The organism is Paenibacillus sp. GYB006 (assembly GCF_036577645.1).
GTDB lineage: Bacteria > Bacillota > Bacilli > Paenibacillales > Paenibacillaceae > Paenibacillus.
The window spans coordinates 408,971-426,374 of record NZ_JARBDA010000003.1 but is presented as its reverse complement, the minus strand read 5'-3'; the positions used below and the strand labels follow the sequence as shown (position 1 = coordinate 426,374).

Annotated in this window: 11 protein-coding genes and 2 riboswitches; of the genes, 8 read left to right on the top strand and 3 right to left on the bottom strand. The window is 40.8% G+C overall.

All coding sequences use genetic code 11. The features are described from left to right. Positions 1–200 precede the first annotated feature (200 nt). The gene (locus PV403_RS10620) at positions 201–3,338 is read left to right on the top strand and encodes a glycosyl hydrolase 53 family protein (protein ID WP_332084552.1); all 3,138 of its coding nucleotides are present in this window, start codon (positions 201–203) and stop codon (positions 3,336–3,338) included. Between the two features lie 275 nt (positions 3,339–3,613). Then, positions 3,614–5,119 (top strand): malate dehydrogenase (quinone), encoded by a 1,506-nt coding sequence (gene mqo, locus PV403_RS10615; protein WP_332084551.1) that lies wholly within the window; start codon positions 3,614–3,616, stop codon positions 5,117–5,119. 342 nt (positions 5,120–5,461) lie between these two features. Here the strand turns inward: mqo and PV403_RS10610 are convergent, their stop codons facing one another. Then, on the bottom strand, positions 5,462–5,983 hold the full coding sequence (locus PV403_RS10610; protein WP_213530866.1) for a cupin domain-containing protein: 522 nt from the start codon (positions 5,981–5,983) through the stop codon (positions 5,462–5,464). Between the two features lie 39 nt (positions 5,984–6,022). Then, entirely contained in the window at positions 6,023–7,222 is a 1,200-nt protein-coding gene (locus PV403_RS10605) for a NupC/NupG family nucleoside CNT transporter (RefSeq protein ID WP_332084550.1), read from the bottom strand. 211 nt (positions 7,223–7,433) lie between these two features. Further along, a riboswitch (purine riboswitch) is annotated at positions 7,434–7,534 on the bottom strand. A gap of 202 nt (positions 7,535–7,736) precedes the next feature. Between PV403_RS10605 and PV403_RS10600 the strand changes: the two genes are divergently transcribed. From PV403_RS10600 to PV403_RS10575, 6 genes are all read left to right on the top strand, one after another. Continuing rightward, positions 7,737–8,471, top strand: coding sequence for an SDR family NAD(P)-dependent oxidoreductase (locus PV403_RS10600; protein ID WP_213530862.1), 735 nt, complete (start codon positions 7,737–7,739; stop codon positions 8,469–8,471). 69 nt (positions 8,472–8,540) lie between these two features. Then, positions 8,541–8,960, top strand: a complete 420-nt coding sequence (locus PV403_RS10595) for a MarR family winged helix-turn-helix transcriptional regulator (RefSeq protein WP_213530860.1) — start codon at positions 8,541–8,543, stop codon at positions 8,958–8,960. Positions 8,961–9,460: 500 nt separating this feature from the next. Beyond that, positions 9,461–10,936 carry a protein adenylyltransferase SelO gene (locus tag PV403_RS10590; protein WP_332084614.1) on the top strand — a complete coding sequence of 492 codons (1,476 nt, stop codon included), beginning with the start codon at positions 9,461–9,463 and terminating at the stop codon, positions 10,934–10,936. Positions 10,937–11,131: 195 nt separating this feature from the next. Then, on the top strand, positions 11,132–12,691 hold the full coding sequence (locus PV403_RS10585) for a tetratricopeptide repeat protein (protein WP_213530852.1): 1,560 nt from the start codon (positions 11,132–11,134) through the stop codon (positions 12,689–12,691). A 113-nt stretch (positions 12,692–12,804) separates the two neighbouring features. Further along, the gene (locus PV403_RS10580) at positions 12,805–13,926 is read left to right on the top strand and encodes an SGNH/GDSL hydrolase family protein (protein WP_213530850.1); all 1,122 of its coding nucleotides are present in this window, start codon (positions 12,805–12,807) and stop codon (positions 13,924–13,926) included. A gap of 192 nt (positions 13,927–14,118) precedes the next feature. Beyond that, positions 14,119–15,390, top strand: a complete 1,272-nt coding sequence (locus tag PV403_RS10575; protein WP_332084549.1) for an ATP-binding protein — start codon at positions 14,119–14,121, stop codon at positions 15,388–15,390. Positions 15,391–15,453: 63 nt separating this feature from the next. Here PV403_RS10575 and PV403_RS10570 read toward each other — a convergent pair whose 3' ends face one another. Further along, positions 15,454–16,899, bottom strand: a complete 1,446-nt coding sequence (locus tag PV403_RS10570) for a DEAD/DEAH box helicase (protein WP_332084548.1) — start codon at positions 16,897–16,899, stop codon at positions 15,454–15,456. 315 nt (positions 16,900–17,214) lie between these two features. Further along, positions 17,215–17,298: riboswitch (cyclic di-GMP riboswitch) on the top strand. The last annotated feature ends 106 nt before the right edge of the window (positions 17,299–17,404 follow it).

Genomic DNA, 17,404 nt, shown 5'->3' with positions numbered 1-17,404 from the left:
TCGTTCTCTTTAAAAAGGGAACGGCTTTTTGCCGTTTGTCAGGAGTGGCTCATGTGAGACGAATGCTTGCATAAGGATACAAAATATTTCATTTACATACGTTACCCGCCATATGTTCTCTTGTATATTTAGATGTAAGTGCTTACAAGAGGAGAAAGTCGCTTTTGTAGTGAAAAAAAGGGTTAAAGGGTGGTCTAAACATGAGAAGAAAAGAAAAACAGATATCTTTATTCATGGTATTGATCTTGGTGTTAAGCACGTTTTCGTTCAACATGGGGACAGCGAAGGCGGAAGATGTAAACAGTACATATATCAAGAACGGGGGATTTGAATCTGATTTTTGGAAGGACAAGTCTTGGACGGTGGAAACGGAATTGTGGGATCAAGTGGTTATCGAACGTTTCGCGTATGCCGATGATTCCTCGATCACAGCTGAAGAAGGGGAGTATGCATTTAAATACTGGATTGATAATACAAAGGCTACTAATACCCAACTTGTCACGTTAAAACAGTCAATTAAGTCCCTTCCAGCAGGAACTTATGAGCTGTCATTGAAGTCGATGGGCGGAGCTGATAAGGCGGCGGGAAGCGTTGAACTATTTGCGGGAAATGATAAGTCAGCAGCAGTTTCTACCACGGGATTTGATACTTGGGGAACAGCTAGCCTGAAATTTGTCCTAGAACAAGATACTTCTGATTTTGTCATTGGGGCCAATATAAGCGGCGCTCCAGGTGCATGGGGATATGTAGACCATTTTGAACTGAAGCAAGTAAGTACCGATATAACCCGGCCGGTAGATGCAAATATTTTTGTGAAAAAGGTGGAAGGACTCTCACCTGATTTTATTAAGGGTGTTGATATCTCCAGCATTATTTCTTTAGAAAAAAGCGGAGTAAAGTTCTATAGTGAGAAGGGCATTGAACAGGACATATTTACAACGTTAAAAGAAGCAGGAGTCAATTATATTCGGGTACGTGTATGGAACAATCCATTTGATTCCGCGGGTAAAGGTTATGGCGGCGGTAATAATGATCTGGACACTGCGATTAAAATCGGTAAAAGGGCTACTGAAAATGAGATGAAGCTACTGGTGGACTTCCATTATTCTGACTTTTGGGCCGATCCTGCCAAACAGCATACACCTAAGGCATGGGCAAATTTAAGTTTTGAAGAGAAGAAGACTAAACTGTATGAATATACAAAGGATAGCTTGCAAGAAATGATCAAACAAGGCATTGATATTGGCATGGTACAGATCGGGAATGAAACCAATGGGCAGTTCGTCGGCGAATCCGATTGGACAAAGATGAGCGAGCTATTTAATGCAGGAAGCAGAGCTGTTCGAGAGATTGATAAGAATATTCTGGTCGCTCTGCATTTTACGAATCCAGAGGCATCAGGCAGGTATGATTCATATGCAAAAGAATTACAGCAAAATAAAGTGGACTATGACGTGTTTGCGAGCTCATACTATCCATTCTGGCACGGCACACTGAGTAATTTAACTTCGGTTTTAAAACAAGTTGCCGATACCTATGGAAAAAAAGTCATGGTTGCAGAAACTTCTTATGCATATACGAAAGAAGATGGTGACGGACATGGAAATACGGCGCCGGGATCTGGTCAAACATTAAACTATTCCATTACTCCACAAGGTCAGGCCAATTCCGTTAGAGACGTTATCCAAGCAGTGGCGGATGTTGGTGAGGCAGGAATCGGTGTTTTCTACTGGGAACCTGCGTGGCTTCCGGTAGGTCCGAAAGAAAGCTTGGAGCAGAATAAAATCAAATGGGAAGAGCATGGATCGGGCTGGGCATCCAGCTATTCAAAAGAATATGATCCTGATGATGCAGGAAAATGGTACGGCGGAAGTGCCGTCGATAACCAGGCACTATTTGATTTTGATGGACATCCGCTTCCTTCACTGAATGTGTTCAAATATGTCGATACAGGGGCTGTTGCTCCCGTTGCCATTGATGAAGTTAAGGATGTAGCTGTGACGGCGATTGCAGGAGAGAAGATCACTTTGCCGACCGTTGTAAATGTTACTTACAATGATGGAAGTACAAGGACGTTATCGGTTGTGTGGAATCAAAGTGAGCTGGAACAAGCCGAAAGTAAAGGTGCAGGCAGTTATGTGATCAGTGGAACGGCAGAAGGTGGAATGACAGTAAAAGCTATTCTTGAAATTAAGAAAGAGAATCACGCCAGTAATGGAAGCTTTGAGAGTGATGACCGGAGTATGTGGACAATCACATATGGTGAAGGAAGAGAGCCGCATACGAAATATCAGGATAAAGTTACAGATGCAAAATCGGGCAGCTATTCTCTGCATTTCTACTCAGAAGAAGCAGTGGATTTCAGAGTGGAGCAGACGATATCGGGACTGAAATCTGGCTATTATAATCTCTCTATGTTTATACAAGGGGGCGACGCGACGAGTTCCGATATGAATCTTTTTGCTGTATCCGGCGGTAAAGAAGTGAAAGTGGCTACAGAAGTAGATGGATGGACGCAGTGGAGAAATCCAGAGATTCAGAACATTTTAGTTACCGATGGAACCATTACAATCGGAGCGAATATCAAAGCAGGCGGCGGTGCTTGGGGAACCATTGATGATTTTTATCTGGGCTATGTAAAAGAGGTGGGATCCGTTCCTGATTCAGGGACGGGAACAACGCCGGAGAGTCCTGGAGGAGGGCAGTCTCAGCCGGAGACTCCTGAGAATCCTGCTCCACCTGCAGAATCACAGCCAGATGTTCATCAACCGTATATGACAGGTTATCCGGATGGAACCTTTAAACCTGATCAAGCGATGACTAGAGCGGAAATGGCTACAGTTTTATCAAGGCTTCAAGCAGGACAAGGGGTAACCGCTCAGACGATAAATTATACGGATGATCTGGGCTGGGCAGCAAATGAGATACGTGAAGTGACTTCAGCAGGTTTAATGACAGGATATAGAAACGGAACCTTTGGACCGAATAAGATGATAACTAGAGCAGAGATGGCTGCAGTTGTGGTGCGCTGGATGGATTTGAGTGGAGATTCCTCTTCACCATTCATGGATACCAAAGGTCATTGGTCAGAACAAAATATAGCCTTGGTACAAAAGGCAGGTTATATGAAAGGAATGCCTGATGGAAGTTTTGGACCGAATCAGTATCTAAGCCGAGCAGAGGCGGTAACTCTAATCAATAGAGTATTAAAAAGAGGACCGCTATCCGGCATCACTGCTTCATCGTGGTCTGATGTGTCACTAGATCACTGGGCCTCGCAAGATATTGAAGAAGCCACAGTGAGTCATAATTCTACTCAGGATATGATAAAGAAGTAAAAGAATAGAGGTAGAACGTTCACCTTCGGTGTACGTTAAGATACGGTACAGGGATGACATCCACTGTGCCGTATTCTTTATATTCTTAATGGAATTATAATCCTAACAACCAGTAAAATTTACACAGTTTTCTATTATTTAAAAGTAGATAAAATAGTGATATGCTAGGTGTAGGTTTAATTCATCTAGAAAAGGTGTGCAAAAAGGCTGTATTATCCCGTGCATGATAGCGCATACATCTTTTCTTCAAATACTAGCGTATAAGGACGGTAATTATGAGCAACAGACAAACCGAAACAGACGTAATCTTAATTGGTGCTGGAATCATGAGTGCGACTTTAGGGACATTGCTAAAAGAATTAGTACCGAACTGGAACATTAAAGTATTTGAAAAGTTAGCAAGTGCAGGTGAGGAAAGCTCTAACGAGTGGAACAATGCAGGAACGGGTCATGCCGCACTCTGTGAGCTTAACTACACAACTGAAAAAGCAGACGGCTCGATCGATATTAATAAAGCAGTAAATGTGAATGAACAGTTTCAAGTCTCTATGCAGTTTTGGTCTTATCTAGTAAAAAGTAATTTGATTCGCAATCCGCATGATTTTATTATGCCATTACCCCATATCAGTCTAGTACATGGCGAAAAAGATGTAGCATTTTTGAAAAAACGTTATGATACAATGATAGGCAATCCTCTGTTTCAAGGTATGGAATTTTCCAGTGATCCGAAGAAATTAGTGGAATGGATTCCGCTTATTATGAAAGATCGCAAAACAAATGAGCCTATTGCTGCCACAAAGATGGAAACGGGTACGGATGTGAACTTTGGCGCTTTAACGCGCATGTTATTTGGCCACTTAAAGAACAAAAACGTTGATATCAAATATAAACATAGTGTCGAAGATATAAAACGAAACAGTAACGGATCGTGGGAACTAAAAGTACGAAATGGCAGCGGTCAGGTCGAGCGCCATACAGCTAAGTTTGTTTTTGTTGGCGGCGGCGGCGGCAGTCTTCCATTACTACAAAAGTCAGGGATTCCCGAAGGCAAACATATTGGCGGCTTCCCAATCAGCGGACTATTCATGGTATGTAACAACCCAGAAGTTATCGCAAAACATCATGCTAAAGTGTATGGCAAAGCGAAAGTGGGTGCACCACCCATGTCAGTTCCGCATCTGGATACAAGATTTATCGATAATAAAAAATCATTACTTTTTGGGCCTTTTGCCGGCTTCTCGCCAAAATTTTTAAAAACTGGATCTATGTTCGATTTGATCGGTTCAGTAAAACCAAACAATGTACTCACGATGCTCGCAGCTGGAGCTAAAAATATGTCTTTAACAAAATACCTCATTCAACAAGTGATGTTATCCAAAGAAAAACGGATGGAAGAGCTCCGAGAATTCATTCCGGATGCCAAAAGCGAAGATTGGGATTTGCTTGTATCGGGGCAACGCGTCCAGGTCATTAAAGATACCGAGGCTGGAGGCAAAGGAACACTGCAATTTGGTACCGAAGTGGTAAGTGCCTCCGATGGCTCAATTGCCGCTTTACTGGGTGCTTCTCCAGGGGCTTCTACCGCTGTTCCTGTTATGCTTGAAGTTATTGAGAAATGTTTCCCTGAGCATCTGAACAATTGGAAACCGAAATTAAAAGAAATGATTCCTTCCTACGGAATGTCTTTAATGAAAAACCCTGATCTCATCCGTCAAATTCACACTTCCACTGCACGGACGCTTGGTCTAAACAATGGTGAATTGCAATCGTCGATCAAGTAGTGTCTGCTTCATGTTAAGGCTCTACAGAGTAAATAAATCGGTTCGATCAAATCATGCACAGGCATCGTTCCCGCTAAGAAGCGGAGAACGATGCCTGTTGTTATATATTAAGGTCTTATTTGGTTAGCGGGTCTTTGGTTATAATTCAGCCGCACAGCGAAATTCGATATTTCCACAATACACAAATAAGGAGTATATCTGGGGGATAAAATCGATATGCACCGTTCTTGATAGAATAAGCTTCATATAAATACCTATAAAAAAACACCTTTTATTAAAGGATCGGCATGGTGCCCATCTTTTAACTAAAGGTGTTTATTATGAAACAATGATAAGGAATGCCTACTCTGGGAGTACCTCATAAGCTAACTTCATGATGATTTCTTTATGCTCAGGGTATGTAGCCAAGAGCTGATCTTGTGTAAACATTTCAAAATCTCGGAATTCAAATCCAGGTGAAACCATGCATCCAACGAGAGAGAAGGTATCTTCGTCCATCACAGAGGAACCGAAGATTGAATTTTTAGGAACGAGAATTTGAGGAACTTCGCCTTGCTCCAAATTAATTCCTAATTTGTGCGCTTTATATTCACCATTCTCATCAATGACATGAATCGTAAGCGGACTTCCTGCATGATAGTACCATAGCTCATCTGATTTCAAACGATGGAAATGAGAGATATCATTGGAACCGAGTAGAAAGTAGATACTAGTATAAAGCTTTCTAGTTCCTTCAAAATTTACACTCAGTTCTTGATCTGAAGTCTGTTCTTGAGATTCAAAAGTTCTTTTATAATATCCGCCCTCTGGATGTGGTTCGAGTCCCAGCTTGGATACATAATACTGCGCATCTTGTCCTTGCATAGCTGTATACCTCCTATAAGATCTGTACTATTTTTCATTTTACCAAACAAACAGCCCAACAACCATTGCTGTTAAACTGGATACGAGCATACCGCTTGCTAACAGCAGCCATGTATATTTGGATATAAATTTTGCTCTTACATCTCCGAAAAGGGCCTGCATACTCCCAAGAATAATACCAATCGTTGTAAAGTTACAGAAAGATACAAGAAACGTAGAAATGACTGCTTCCGTATGCGGAGTTAAGCTGGACATAAATTCACTTAAACTCGTCATAGCAACAAATTCATTCAAAACAATTTTCTCGCCCATTAATTGACCTACAGTGAAGATCTGTGAGAAATCTACACCCATTAAGAAGCTAATTGGTGAGAAGATGACACCAAAGATATTTTGAAGCGTGAGCTGATCATGAAATAATCCCAAAATCGTGTTGATTGCGGTAATCAGGGAGACAAAACCAATAAGCATGACCGCAATAATCAATGCGAGTTTACCGCCTGTCATCATACTTTTTGAGATCATATCGAAGAAATTACCTTTTTCCTCTTTGGATGGAGTATATACAATATCCTCTTCAGCCGTAACACGATACGGATTAATGATAGAGGTGATGATAAGTGCGCCAATTGCATTCAGTGGAATGGCAGTCAGTACATATTTAGCGTCTAGCAGCTGCAAGTAGGAACTTAGCATCGGTGCACTAACACAGGACATACTTATCATTGCAACGGTTAGCAGCCGTTTGTCACTCATTTTATTGAGCTGAGTACGTGTTACGGCCAAAGCCTCATTATTCCCAAGAAACATAACTTGTATCGAATAGAAACTTTCGAAACGCGGCGTTTTTGCTATTTTAGAGAATGCCCAACCGACCGCATTAATCAGAGCTGGTAAAATACCAAAATGGGTTAAGATATCAAAAAATACAACAACAAAGATAATCGGCATGAGTACATTCATAAAGAACGTATAGGCAGAGCCGTCAAGAGGAGCAAAATCTCCGAACACAAAATTTACCCCAGACATGGAACTATCAATTAACCATAAGAAGAAGTCAGAGATCCAGGTGATCACCTGTCCGCCAATATCGGTCGATAACATAAACCAAGTTGTAGCTAATTGCAGAATGAACAGGATGATAATGGGCTTTAAGGCGATTTCCTTTTTATTGAACGACAAAAGATAGCTTAGCCCTAATAAGACAATAATTCCAACGAGGTTTATCAATAAATACATTTTGGTTTTGCTCCTTCTGATGATCTAAGATTGTAACATTAAAATATTTTTCTCTGAAAATAAAAGGGAGAAATTAACGCCTGGTATTATCTTTATTTGTATAATAAAACAAATAAACCCAGAAACTACCATACTCTTCCACGAGTAGATAATAGTTCCTGGGTTTCTGCACAAAATCAGACTCCTACAATATATATAAGAGAATGAAACACCAATACATATCACTGCTCATAGTCGAAACCTTTATGGGGCTCGGTAGAAACTTGCAGGCCATATCCCTGCGATTATATGAGAGAAAATTATTAATTTATAATTTTAATGTCTGGGTGAATTATAGCAAAATATTAAAAATTAATAAACAAGTTTAATTAATTATAGTGACATTCTGCATTGTATCCCCTTACATTCCCCATTGATTTCTCTCAGATTCTCTGGTAAAGTTTAGATAGTTAATATTTAGACGTCTAAATATTGAATATAAAGATAAATATTTGGGTTATAGGAGGCTTTTAAAATGGGTAAATTAGATAATAAAGTAGCGATTATCACGGGTGGTGCTTCCGGTATTGGAGAGTCCATGGTGGATCTTTTCGTACAAGAAGGTGCAATCGTCATTGCTGCAGATATCAATGAGGCAGCGCTGGAAAAAGCAAGCCAAAAAGAAAATGTATATGGATTAAAATTAAATGTTGCTTCTGATGAAAGTTGGAAAGAACTTGCTAAGGAAGTAAATGATCGCTTTGGCAAAATTGATATCCTTGTTAACAATGCAGGTATCTCTTCTGAGAAACCTTTCGCAGAGATCAACGAAGAAGATTGGCAAAAAATGCTTTCCATTAATGGATTTGGACCATTTGCAGGTATGAAACATGTAACTCCTTACATGGCTGCTCAAAAGAAAGGTTCGATCATTAATATTTCTTCTTACACGGCACTCATCGGTCAAGGATTTAACCATTACTCTGCATCCAAAGGTTCCGTACGTGCTTTATCTAAAGCAGCAGCTACGACTTTTGGACGTCAAGGTATTCGCGTAAACGCTTTGTTCCCAGGAATCATTGAAACGCCAATGACTAAAAACTTGAGTACTTCAAAAGATTTGTTAGATCGTTTGGTACAAGCAACTCCGCTGCAACGTTTGGGTCAACCTAGCGATATTGCACAAGCTGCTCTGTTCCTGGCTTCTGATGATTCTTCTTATATCTCAGGTGCTGAGTTAGTTATTGATGGTGGATTCTCTGCTCAATAATATAGTAACCAGTGTGACAGCTCTTACATCTTTATTTAAGAGCTGTCATGTATAACCAAGGAGGATTTTATGGAAAGACAACCCTTTTTTGAACTTATACATAGTATGGATAAGGTCACCAATCAATTAATTATCGAGTGGAATAAAACATTTAACGAAGACCTCGGTATTTCGCAGATTATAGTGCTCGGTCATTTAAAAATGAATGGAAAAAGCCGGCCGTCGGACATTGCAAAAACATTGGGACTTACTCCTCCTACGCTCAGTTATTTATCAGATAAATTGGTAAAGAGGAAGTTCGCTAATCGATTGACGCATGAAAGCGATCGTCGAGTGATTTATTTGGACATTACAGACGATGGTATAGATGTCTTGAATAGAGCAACCCAAGCAGGTGAGAAACTGCGTATGAATCTATTTAAGAAGTTAACAGAGCAAGAACGGGAGCAATTAATTAGTCTATATCGAAAGCTAAATAGTGAAGAGTAATGCTAGAACCTCATTTACCCCTCAGTAATATACTGTAAACCTTTGTATTTTCTTGTATTTCAATTCCTCTGAAAGTAAAAACTCCCTAAATAATTAAATGACAGCGCTTTCCAACAAGATCCTTCTACTATTATAAAAACCAATCTATTTCATATATCGGAAATGGCAGGCATCTTTTTTACACACTTTTTTATCATTTCTCTTAATTGAATGCTATATAAAATCCTCTTTATTTACCGGCAATACCCTAATTCCAACACCTATCTGCAGATCATCGGCAAGTCGTTTAATAAACTTTCTCCCTTTTTTGATATCACCGGGCAGCCCTATTTCTAAGATCATAAAGAAGGTCTATTTAACTCAATTCATGCAAAAAGTGCGGTGTAAAGCGAAGCCGGTGGGTAAAGAACAGTAGATTATTTGTGTGATAAGCAAGAAATGGGTGGAAAGGGTATACTACAAAACAAGAAGTGTTCTACAGGCCAAAAGAGGGAGATGTAATCATGAATAAAAAAGAAACCTCAGACGCAGGCTGGAATTATGACAACAGTTACTCTCGTCTGCCTCAAATATTCTATACCCGCCAAGACCCTGAACCGGTACGTGCACCACATTTGGTTGTATTTAATACTGAACTAGCGAAGACACTTGGGCTAAATGAACAGGTGCTGAATAGTGATCAAGGTGCAAACCTACTTGTAGGTAACGAAATCCCAGAGGGGGCTTATCCGCTCGCTCAAGCTTATGCAGGTCACCAGTTTGGGTATTTCAACATGCTTGGGGATGGACGAGCTGTGCTCATCGGGGAACAGGTTACACCATCAGGTGAGAGATTTGATATCCAGCTGAAGGGATCAGGCAGAACGCCATATTCAAGGCAGGGAGACGGCCGTGCATCGCTTGGACCTATGCTGCGTGAGTATATCATTAGTGAAGCGATGCATGGTCTTGGAATCCCGACAACCCGTAGTCTTGCTGTGGTGAAGACAGGCGAGCTGATTATTCGTGAAACCTATCTGCCGGGCGCTATTCTAACCAGAATAGCAGCAAGCCATCTGCGTGTAGGAACATTTCAGTATGCTGCGAACTGGGGGACCAAAGAGGATCTAAAATCCTTGGCCGACTACGCTTTACAAAGACATTTTCCAGATTCGGCAGATGCAGAGAACCCGTATCTCCGTCTGCTTCAGGAAGTAATTCAACGACAGGCCCTTCTTATAAGTAAATGGCAGTTAGTTGGCTTTATTCATGGAGTGATGAATACCGATAATATGACGATCAGCGGAGAGACCATTGATTATGGTCCTTGTGCATTCTTGGATGATTATGACCCGGCAACCGTATTTAGTTCCATTGATCGGGAGGGACGGTATGCATATGGAAATCAACCAAGTATTGCGGGATGGAATCTCACAAGATTAGCAGAAGCCTTATTACCTTTGCTGCATGAGGATACGGAGCAGGCGGTGAGTCTAGCCCAGGATGTACTAGCTGAATTTCCTAAGTTATATCGTCAGCACTGGCTGGCGGGAATGAGAGCAAAACTAGGGCTATATACGGAAGAGCAGAAGGATGAAACCCTGATCGAAGATCTGCTTACGATGATGTACAAGCAAAATGCCGATTACACCAACACGTTCTGTTCTCTAACTTTGCAGAAACCTGAAGATGTGGCCATGTACGGAAGTGACGAATTCAATTCTTGGTTTGAGCAGTGGCAGGCAAGATTAGACAGACAACCAGAAGAAAAGGCTGAAGCCTATGAGCTGATGCGCCGCAGTAATCCTGCCGTGATTCCTCGTAACCACCGGGTAGAAGCTGCATTAGAGGCAGCAGTAAATCAAGCAGACTACAGCGTTATGGAGCAGCTGCTAGATGTTCTTAAAGACCCTTATGCTTATACAACTGAACAAGCTGAATTTGCTGCACTTCCGCCGAAATCAGCTGTACCGTACCGGACCTATTGCGGGACCTGACGGTAAACACCAAGACAGTACGATCATCATATGAAGCTTAAGGAAACAGGATATGTGACCCGCATGTTAGATGGGAATGTATCCTGTTTTGCTGTAGAATTCGTGACAGAAGGAAAAAAAGAGTATGATAGAGTAAGAAGAAAGATGCATGATACAAAGCAATAAATAACGGGTAGAGAGCAGGATATAATGGAAATGATAGAGAACAAAAAACAACGTTACCGCTTTAGCGAAGCACCAATATGGGACTTATCGCGAGCTTATTATGAGGAAAAGGGAATGAAGGCATGGAATAATGACCAGGTCCCTCAATATATAACGAGTAATCCGATGATTGCTACTGCTTATGCAGAAATGATATTTGGCTTTCTCCAAGATCGGGCCACTCAAGGTCATATCACAGAACCGGTTACGATCGTAGAGCTGGGAGCTGGAGCAGGACGTCTTGCTTACCATGTACTTCTCGAGTTATATAAACTCAGGGACTATGCAGGGATATCACTGCCGCCATTCCGCTATGTAATGACGGATCTTGCCATGAGTAATGTACTCGCTTGGAAAGAGCATCCGGCACTGCAATCTTTTATTCAGGATGGTGTACTTGATTTTGCAAAATTTGATGCTGTTCAGGACACGGAACTGAACCTAGTAATGGCAGGCATCACCATTAGTAAAGGAGATGTTAAACAACCTTTACTGGTTGTGGCTAACTACTTCTTCTGCGGAATTCCTCAGGAATTACTTTATATTCAGGATGGAAAAATATATGAAGCTGATGTTTTTGTGGAATATCCTGAACATATGGATACACTGAAACCGTCTGAAGTATTAGATCAAATATCTTTGCGTTATGAACATAGAAGAGCACCTGAGTATGAGCAGGAAGCTTATCCTTATCGTGATGTCATTGCTGTTTATCAAGAAGAATTAGAAGAATCGCATATTTTATTTCCTGCTGCGGGACTCACTTGTTTAGAACGTTTGAATCAGTTGTCACAGGAAGGTTTTGTATTAATTACGGCGGATAAAGGGGAGCATTTACTCGACTACTGGAGATTCTCAGAACCGCCGGAACTCATAATGCACGGAAGTTTTTCATTAACGGCTAATTATCATGCACTTCAGCAAGTTTTTGAACAGAGAGGAGCCGAGGCATTATTCTCTCCGCACCACTATCGTAATATTAATGTGGGATGTATTCTTAAGCTGGATCATCCAAAGGAATATTCAAATACAAGGCTGGCTTATCGCCGGTTTATTGAGCGGTTTGGTCCAGATGAATTTTACAGTATGAAAGAATGGGTCGATCAAAGAATAGACAGCATGGGAATGCAGCAAATTTTAAGCTTCTGGCGTCTCGGTGGATACGATGCAGAATTCTTCATTCAGAGTGCAAAACAGATTAGCAGTCTGCTGCCGGAGGCAAGAGATGAAGAACTGCTGGATATCAATAGAGGTATAGAGATCATGTGGTCATCGTACTATGTGATGGAACAGCGCTACGACTTAGCGCTGGATGCAGGATTAGTATTGTTCGAGATGGAGATGTATGAAGAGTCCAAACATTACTTAGAAATATCGATCGAGTTAAGCGAAGATGAGGAAGAGATCGTATCTACCGTCTTCTATTGTTTAGCCATTTGCTGCTTTGAGTTAGAAATGATTGAAGAAGCACTTCATTACCTCAGAAAACTGTTAGAGCTTGAACCAGATCATGAAGAAGCTTTAGCCTTATTGCAAGGGTTTGATCAATAGATTTTTTGAAAAGACAGGTCCTTTTTGGATCTGTCTTTTGCTATTTAAAAGGGTATATTTTACATCCGGCGAAATGTATATAAATAAAGAGGAATGTTTAGGAGGATATATACATGGAGACGCTAGCTAAACTAGAATTACATCCCTTATCTGAAATCGGAAATTTGAAAGTTCACGGGAGAACGACAGGACGGCTTTCTCCGCTCACGTTATTCTGGACAGGAAGTGCAGTTGAATTCAATGTCAGAGGATCAGAATTATGGGTAGAAGTAGAGGCAGATTACGATACATATGAGCCTTGGATCAGTATTCTGATTAACTCGGTTCCTGTAAGCAGACAAATGATAACAGCGGGAAGAAGCTTTATTTGTGTATTTAGAGGGATGAATAAAGATGTTGTGAAAAATGTGCGCATTGTGAGAGATATGCAAGCGATGAGTGGAGATCCCGGTAATTCATTGCAGATTCACGCCGTGAAGTCTGACGGCGATTTTCTGCCTGTGGAAGAGAAACCGTACAAAATTGAATTTATTGGGGACAGCATTACATCGGGAGAAGGAGCCATTGGTGCGAGAACCGAAGAGGACTGGATCCCGATGTGGTGCAGTGCAATTCACAATTACAGCACGATGACGGCAAGTAAGTTACAAGCGGATTACCGGATTCTCTCTCAAAGCGGATGGGGTGTTCTTACAAGTTGGGATAATAATCCGCGTGCAAATATGCCCGATTATTATGAGAAAGTATGCGGCATTCTCACGGGGAAGAAAAATGAAGCTTTAGGAGCTTTTGAGGAAAATGATTTTGAATCATGGCAACCGGATGTTGTAGTGGTGAATCTCGGCACGAACGATGGTGGAGCATTCTATTCTCCTGAATGGAAGGATGAAGTAACGGGAGAGATCCATAAACAACGATTGCATGAGGATGGTTCCTTTCATGAGGAAGATTTACAATCCTTTGAGGATGCCTCGGTGCGTTTTCTCATGAAGATTAGAAAGTATAACAAACAGGCAAAGATCGTATGGGCTTACGGAATGTTAGGGATACCGATGATGCCAGCCATATACCGAGCGGTTGATGCATTTAAGCAGAAAACAGGAGATCAGAACGTCTCTATTTTCCAACTGCCAAATATGACAGAAGAAACAATGGGCGCTCGAAGCCACCCAGGAGCAACTGCTCATGAAAAAGCCGCTGAAGAGTTATCCGCTTATATCCGAAATCTCCTATAAAGATTTTAACTAAAAAGCATCCTCACGGATGCTTTTCTCAATTGTATAAAATTGGATGGGTGAAATGGCGTGCATTATATAGTCAGCAGATTCGAATTTACTTATAATAATAAATTAGTGCATGTGCTAAATTAATCCAAAAATATTACAACTAATATCTTTTATAGTAAAGGTTAGAAGAGGAGGTAACGCTTGTTTCAAATCTTGCTGCTTAATTTCTTGTTTTTACTCTTTCCCGTCCTCTTATTTTTGATCTTTTTTGAAAACAGGCCCTTTTGTAACAATCGTTACGTTTTTGTGGCTCTCTCGGCAGTAACCATGAGTCTTTGTATCATCATGCCGATTCGCTTAGAAACCGGCTTTATTTTTGATCTGCGATATATTCCTTTTATTATTGTTGCTTTATTTGGAGGGTACAAGAATGTCTTTCCTTTGTATGTTCTGCTAAATATTTTTCGACTCTATGTGGGAGGAGAAGGTATGCTTCATTCCTTTCTTTTTTCTACTGGTGTGCTGATTCTGATTCCGCTATTCAGTAAGACGTTTAATCGATTGGAATCGAGAGGCCGCATAATAGCTGCAACTCTTTTTTCTTTCTTAACGATGGGATGCTATCTTATTATCTTAGGCTGTATTATCGGAGATTTAGATCATATGTTCTGGGTGCTGGTTATCAATGCATTAGGGACACATATTGTGATGATGCTGATCATTATGATTCTTATCGAGAAAATAATTACGAATATTAAGGGACGTGACCGAATCCTTTACTCAGAAAAATTAAATGTTGCCAGTGAGCTGGCGGCTAGCGTGTCTCATGAAATAAGAAATCCGCTTACGGTAACCAATGGGTTCTTGCAATTATTAGCGAAATCCAAAACTATAACCGAGCAAGAAAAAAGATATATTAATTTATCTTTGCTGGAACTGAAGCGGGCAGAGAAGATTGTAAGTGATTATCTCTCTTTTGCTAAACCACAATCGGAGAATATGGTTTATTCCAACATGAGAGAAGAGGTAGATTACACCCACGAAATGATTATGCCCTATGCCTTGTTACATAAGGTCGATGTGAGGCTTACATTTAATAACACGTTAAAGGCACATTATGATCGGAATCAAATCACGCAATGCCTTATTAATCTATACAAAAACGGGATTGAAGCCATGACAGAAAAGGGCGGCGGAACACTTTCCATCGACATTTCGGAAAAAAAGCAGAATATTATGGTCCGAATTGAAGACACGGGAATTGGCATGACTAATGAAGAAATTACGCGCCTGTATAAGCCTAGTTATTCGACGAAAGAAGAAGGAACCGGTCTTGGAATGCTGATGGTTTACAGTACCTTGAATAAGGTGAAGGGTAACATTGAAGTACATAGTGAAAAGGGCAAGGGAACTACCTTTCTATTAACGATACCCGCATCAACCGGAGAGACTTTTGAAATGGATAAGCAATAGAAAAAGACGAAAGGAACGCATACAGCTGCGCGTTTTCTCTCGTCTTTTTATATGGCTAAAGCTCTATTTGTTTCCTTTACGGACTTTCAATTGCTTTCCTTTTATGGTTGTATCCTTCATCATCTCAAGCACCAGCGGTCCTTTGCCATTCAGAATTTCCACATCCGTTACATGATCATGAATGGTAATAATACCAATATCGTCCGCAGTGATTCCATCTAGTTTCGCAATGGTTCCCACGAAGTCTACCGCTCTGAACTTTTTCTTCTTGCCGCCATTGAAGTTGAGCTTCATGATCTGTTCATTTAACAGCTCACGCTTATTCTTCTTAAGTTCGGTACGAACATGTAATTTTCGTTCGAATTCTTCTCTGCGAAGATTGGCGGCCTCTTCGGAAGGAGCTTTGATCTTAGGAATCTCAAACCCAATATAATCCTCAATATCCGCTAACCGTCTGCCGTCTCTAGGAGTAACGAAGGTAATCGCTTTTCCTGTCTTGCCTGCACGCCCTGTACGCCCTGTACGGTGAACATAACTCTCTTTTTCCAGCGGAATATCATAGTTAATAACATGTGTAATATTCGAAATATCAATCCCTCTAGCTGCTACATCCGTAGCAATCAGGTAACGGAATTGTCCTCTTCTAAAAGCGTTCATCACTTCAAACCGTTCTTCTTGTTCCATACCGCCGTGAATCCGATCGCATGGATATTCGAGCTCAGCAAGTTCTCTGAACAAGGAATCGACATGCTCTTGAGTACGGCAGAAAATAATACAGCTGTCCGGGTTCTCGTTTATGAGTACATTTTCCAGCAGAGCGAGTTTGTCCCCCTCTTGTACCTGAATAAGAGCATGTTCAATCGTTGATGTTGTAATCCCTGTTGCTTTAATTTCAATTTCGGTGGGACTGTTCATATACTTACGAGATAGCTTGGCTACATCTTCTGGGAAAGTAGCGGAGAATAACATCGTAACTCGATCCTTCGGCAGTGCCTGAATGATGGACTGAACTTGTTCAATAAAGCCCATGTTCAGCATTTCATCGGCTTCATCAATAACGAGATAAGCGATTCTTTCTAGCGCAAGTGTTCCTCGTTCAATATGATCAAGTACGCGTCCAGGTGTACCGACCACCATGTGAGTCCGTTGTTTTAATTCAGCTTTCTGCATATGAAACGGATGTTTCCCATAAAGCGGGGTAGCTTTGATCCGTTTGAAGCGGCCAATATTCGTGATATCTTCCGTCACCTGCAGGGCAAGTTCGCGAGTTGGTGTTAGAATGAGAGCCTGCGGCTTATTTTCGTTCCATTCTACTTGCTCGCAAAGGGGAATACCGTAGGATGCGGTTTTACCGCTGCCTGTTTGTGATTTGGCTACCAAATCTTTATTTTGAAGTACGACAGGAATGACTTCCGATTGTACTTCTGTTGGCGTTTCATAACCTAAGCTATGAAGTGCTCTTATAATTTCTTCACCTAAAGGGTAATCTGTAAATTGCTTCTGACTCATTCTCAACCTCTTCTGCACTATATTTCAATTCATATACATATAGAATTTTGTCTCTAATCTAACCTGTACTTATCCAGTATACTCTATTGTTTGATTTCTCTCTAATTTCACGCAAATGTCAGTCTTGCATAAGAAACAGAACTAGAGTCATATAAACTTTTGATCGTCATAGTCCATAAGAATGAAAAGTTACAGGGATAACATACAAATACCCTGCATATTTCAAAAAAATTTAATGTTAATGACCTATATGGAAATCATACGATCCGTTCCGATAATAAAAGAGAACCGTACATATTTTCTTTTGTAAGACCAAAACTTAATAGGCAAACCTATGGAAACATAGGGACGCAAAGCTATAGGGACTACGGCCAAAACTATTGTCAGCCAGCTGCCAAAGAGTGTGTTTCGCTTTTTGATATAAGAATGTATAAGAATGCAGAGTTTATTTCTTATGCTTTTTTAGATGCGTATAAGTTGCTCTTTAAGGGTAGCTTTTTTTGTG

Coding starts and splice junctions, on each gene's coding strand:
- PV403_RS10570 (WP_332084548.1), bottom strand. CDS start 16,899: ATGAGTCAGAAGCAATTTACAGATTACCCTTTAGGTGAAGAAATTATA.
- PV403_RS10580 (WP_213530850.1), top strand. CDS start 12,805: ATGGAGACGCTAGCTAAACTAGAATTACATCCCTTATCTGAAATCGGA.
- PV403_RS10600 (WP_213530862.1), top strand. CDS start 7,737: ATGGGTAAATTAGATAATAAAGTAGCGATTATCACGGGTGGTGCTTCC.
- PV403_RS10605 (WP_332084550.1), bottom strand. CDS start 7,222: ATGTATTTATTGATAAACCTCGTTGGAATTATTGTCTTATTAGGGCTA.
- PV403_RS10620 (WP_332084552.1), top strand. CDS start 201: ATGAGAAGAAAAGAAAAACAGATATCTTTATTCATGGTATTGATCTTG.
- mqo (WP_332084551.1), top strand. CDS start 3,614: ATGAGCAACAGACAAACCGAAACAGACGTAATCTTAATTGGTGCTGGA.
- PV403_RS10585 (WP_213530852.1), top strand. CDS start 11,132: ATGATAGAGAACAAAAAACAACGTTACCGCTTTAGCGAAGCACCAATA.
- PV403_RS10595 (WP_213530860.1), top strand. CDS start 8,541: ATGGAAAGACAACCCTTTTTTGAACTTATACATAGTATGGATAAGGTC.
- PV403_RS10610 (WP_213530866.1), bottom strand. CDS start 5,983: ATGCAAGGACAAGATGCGCAGTATTATGTATCCAAGCTGGGACTCGAA.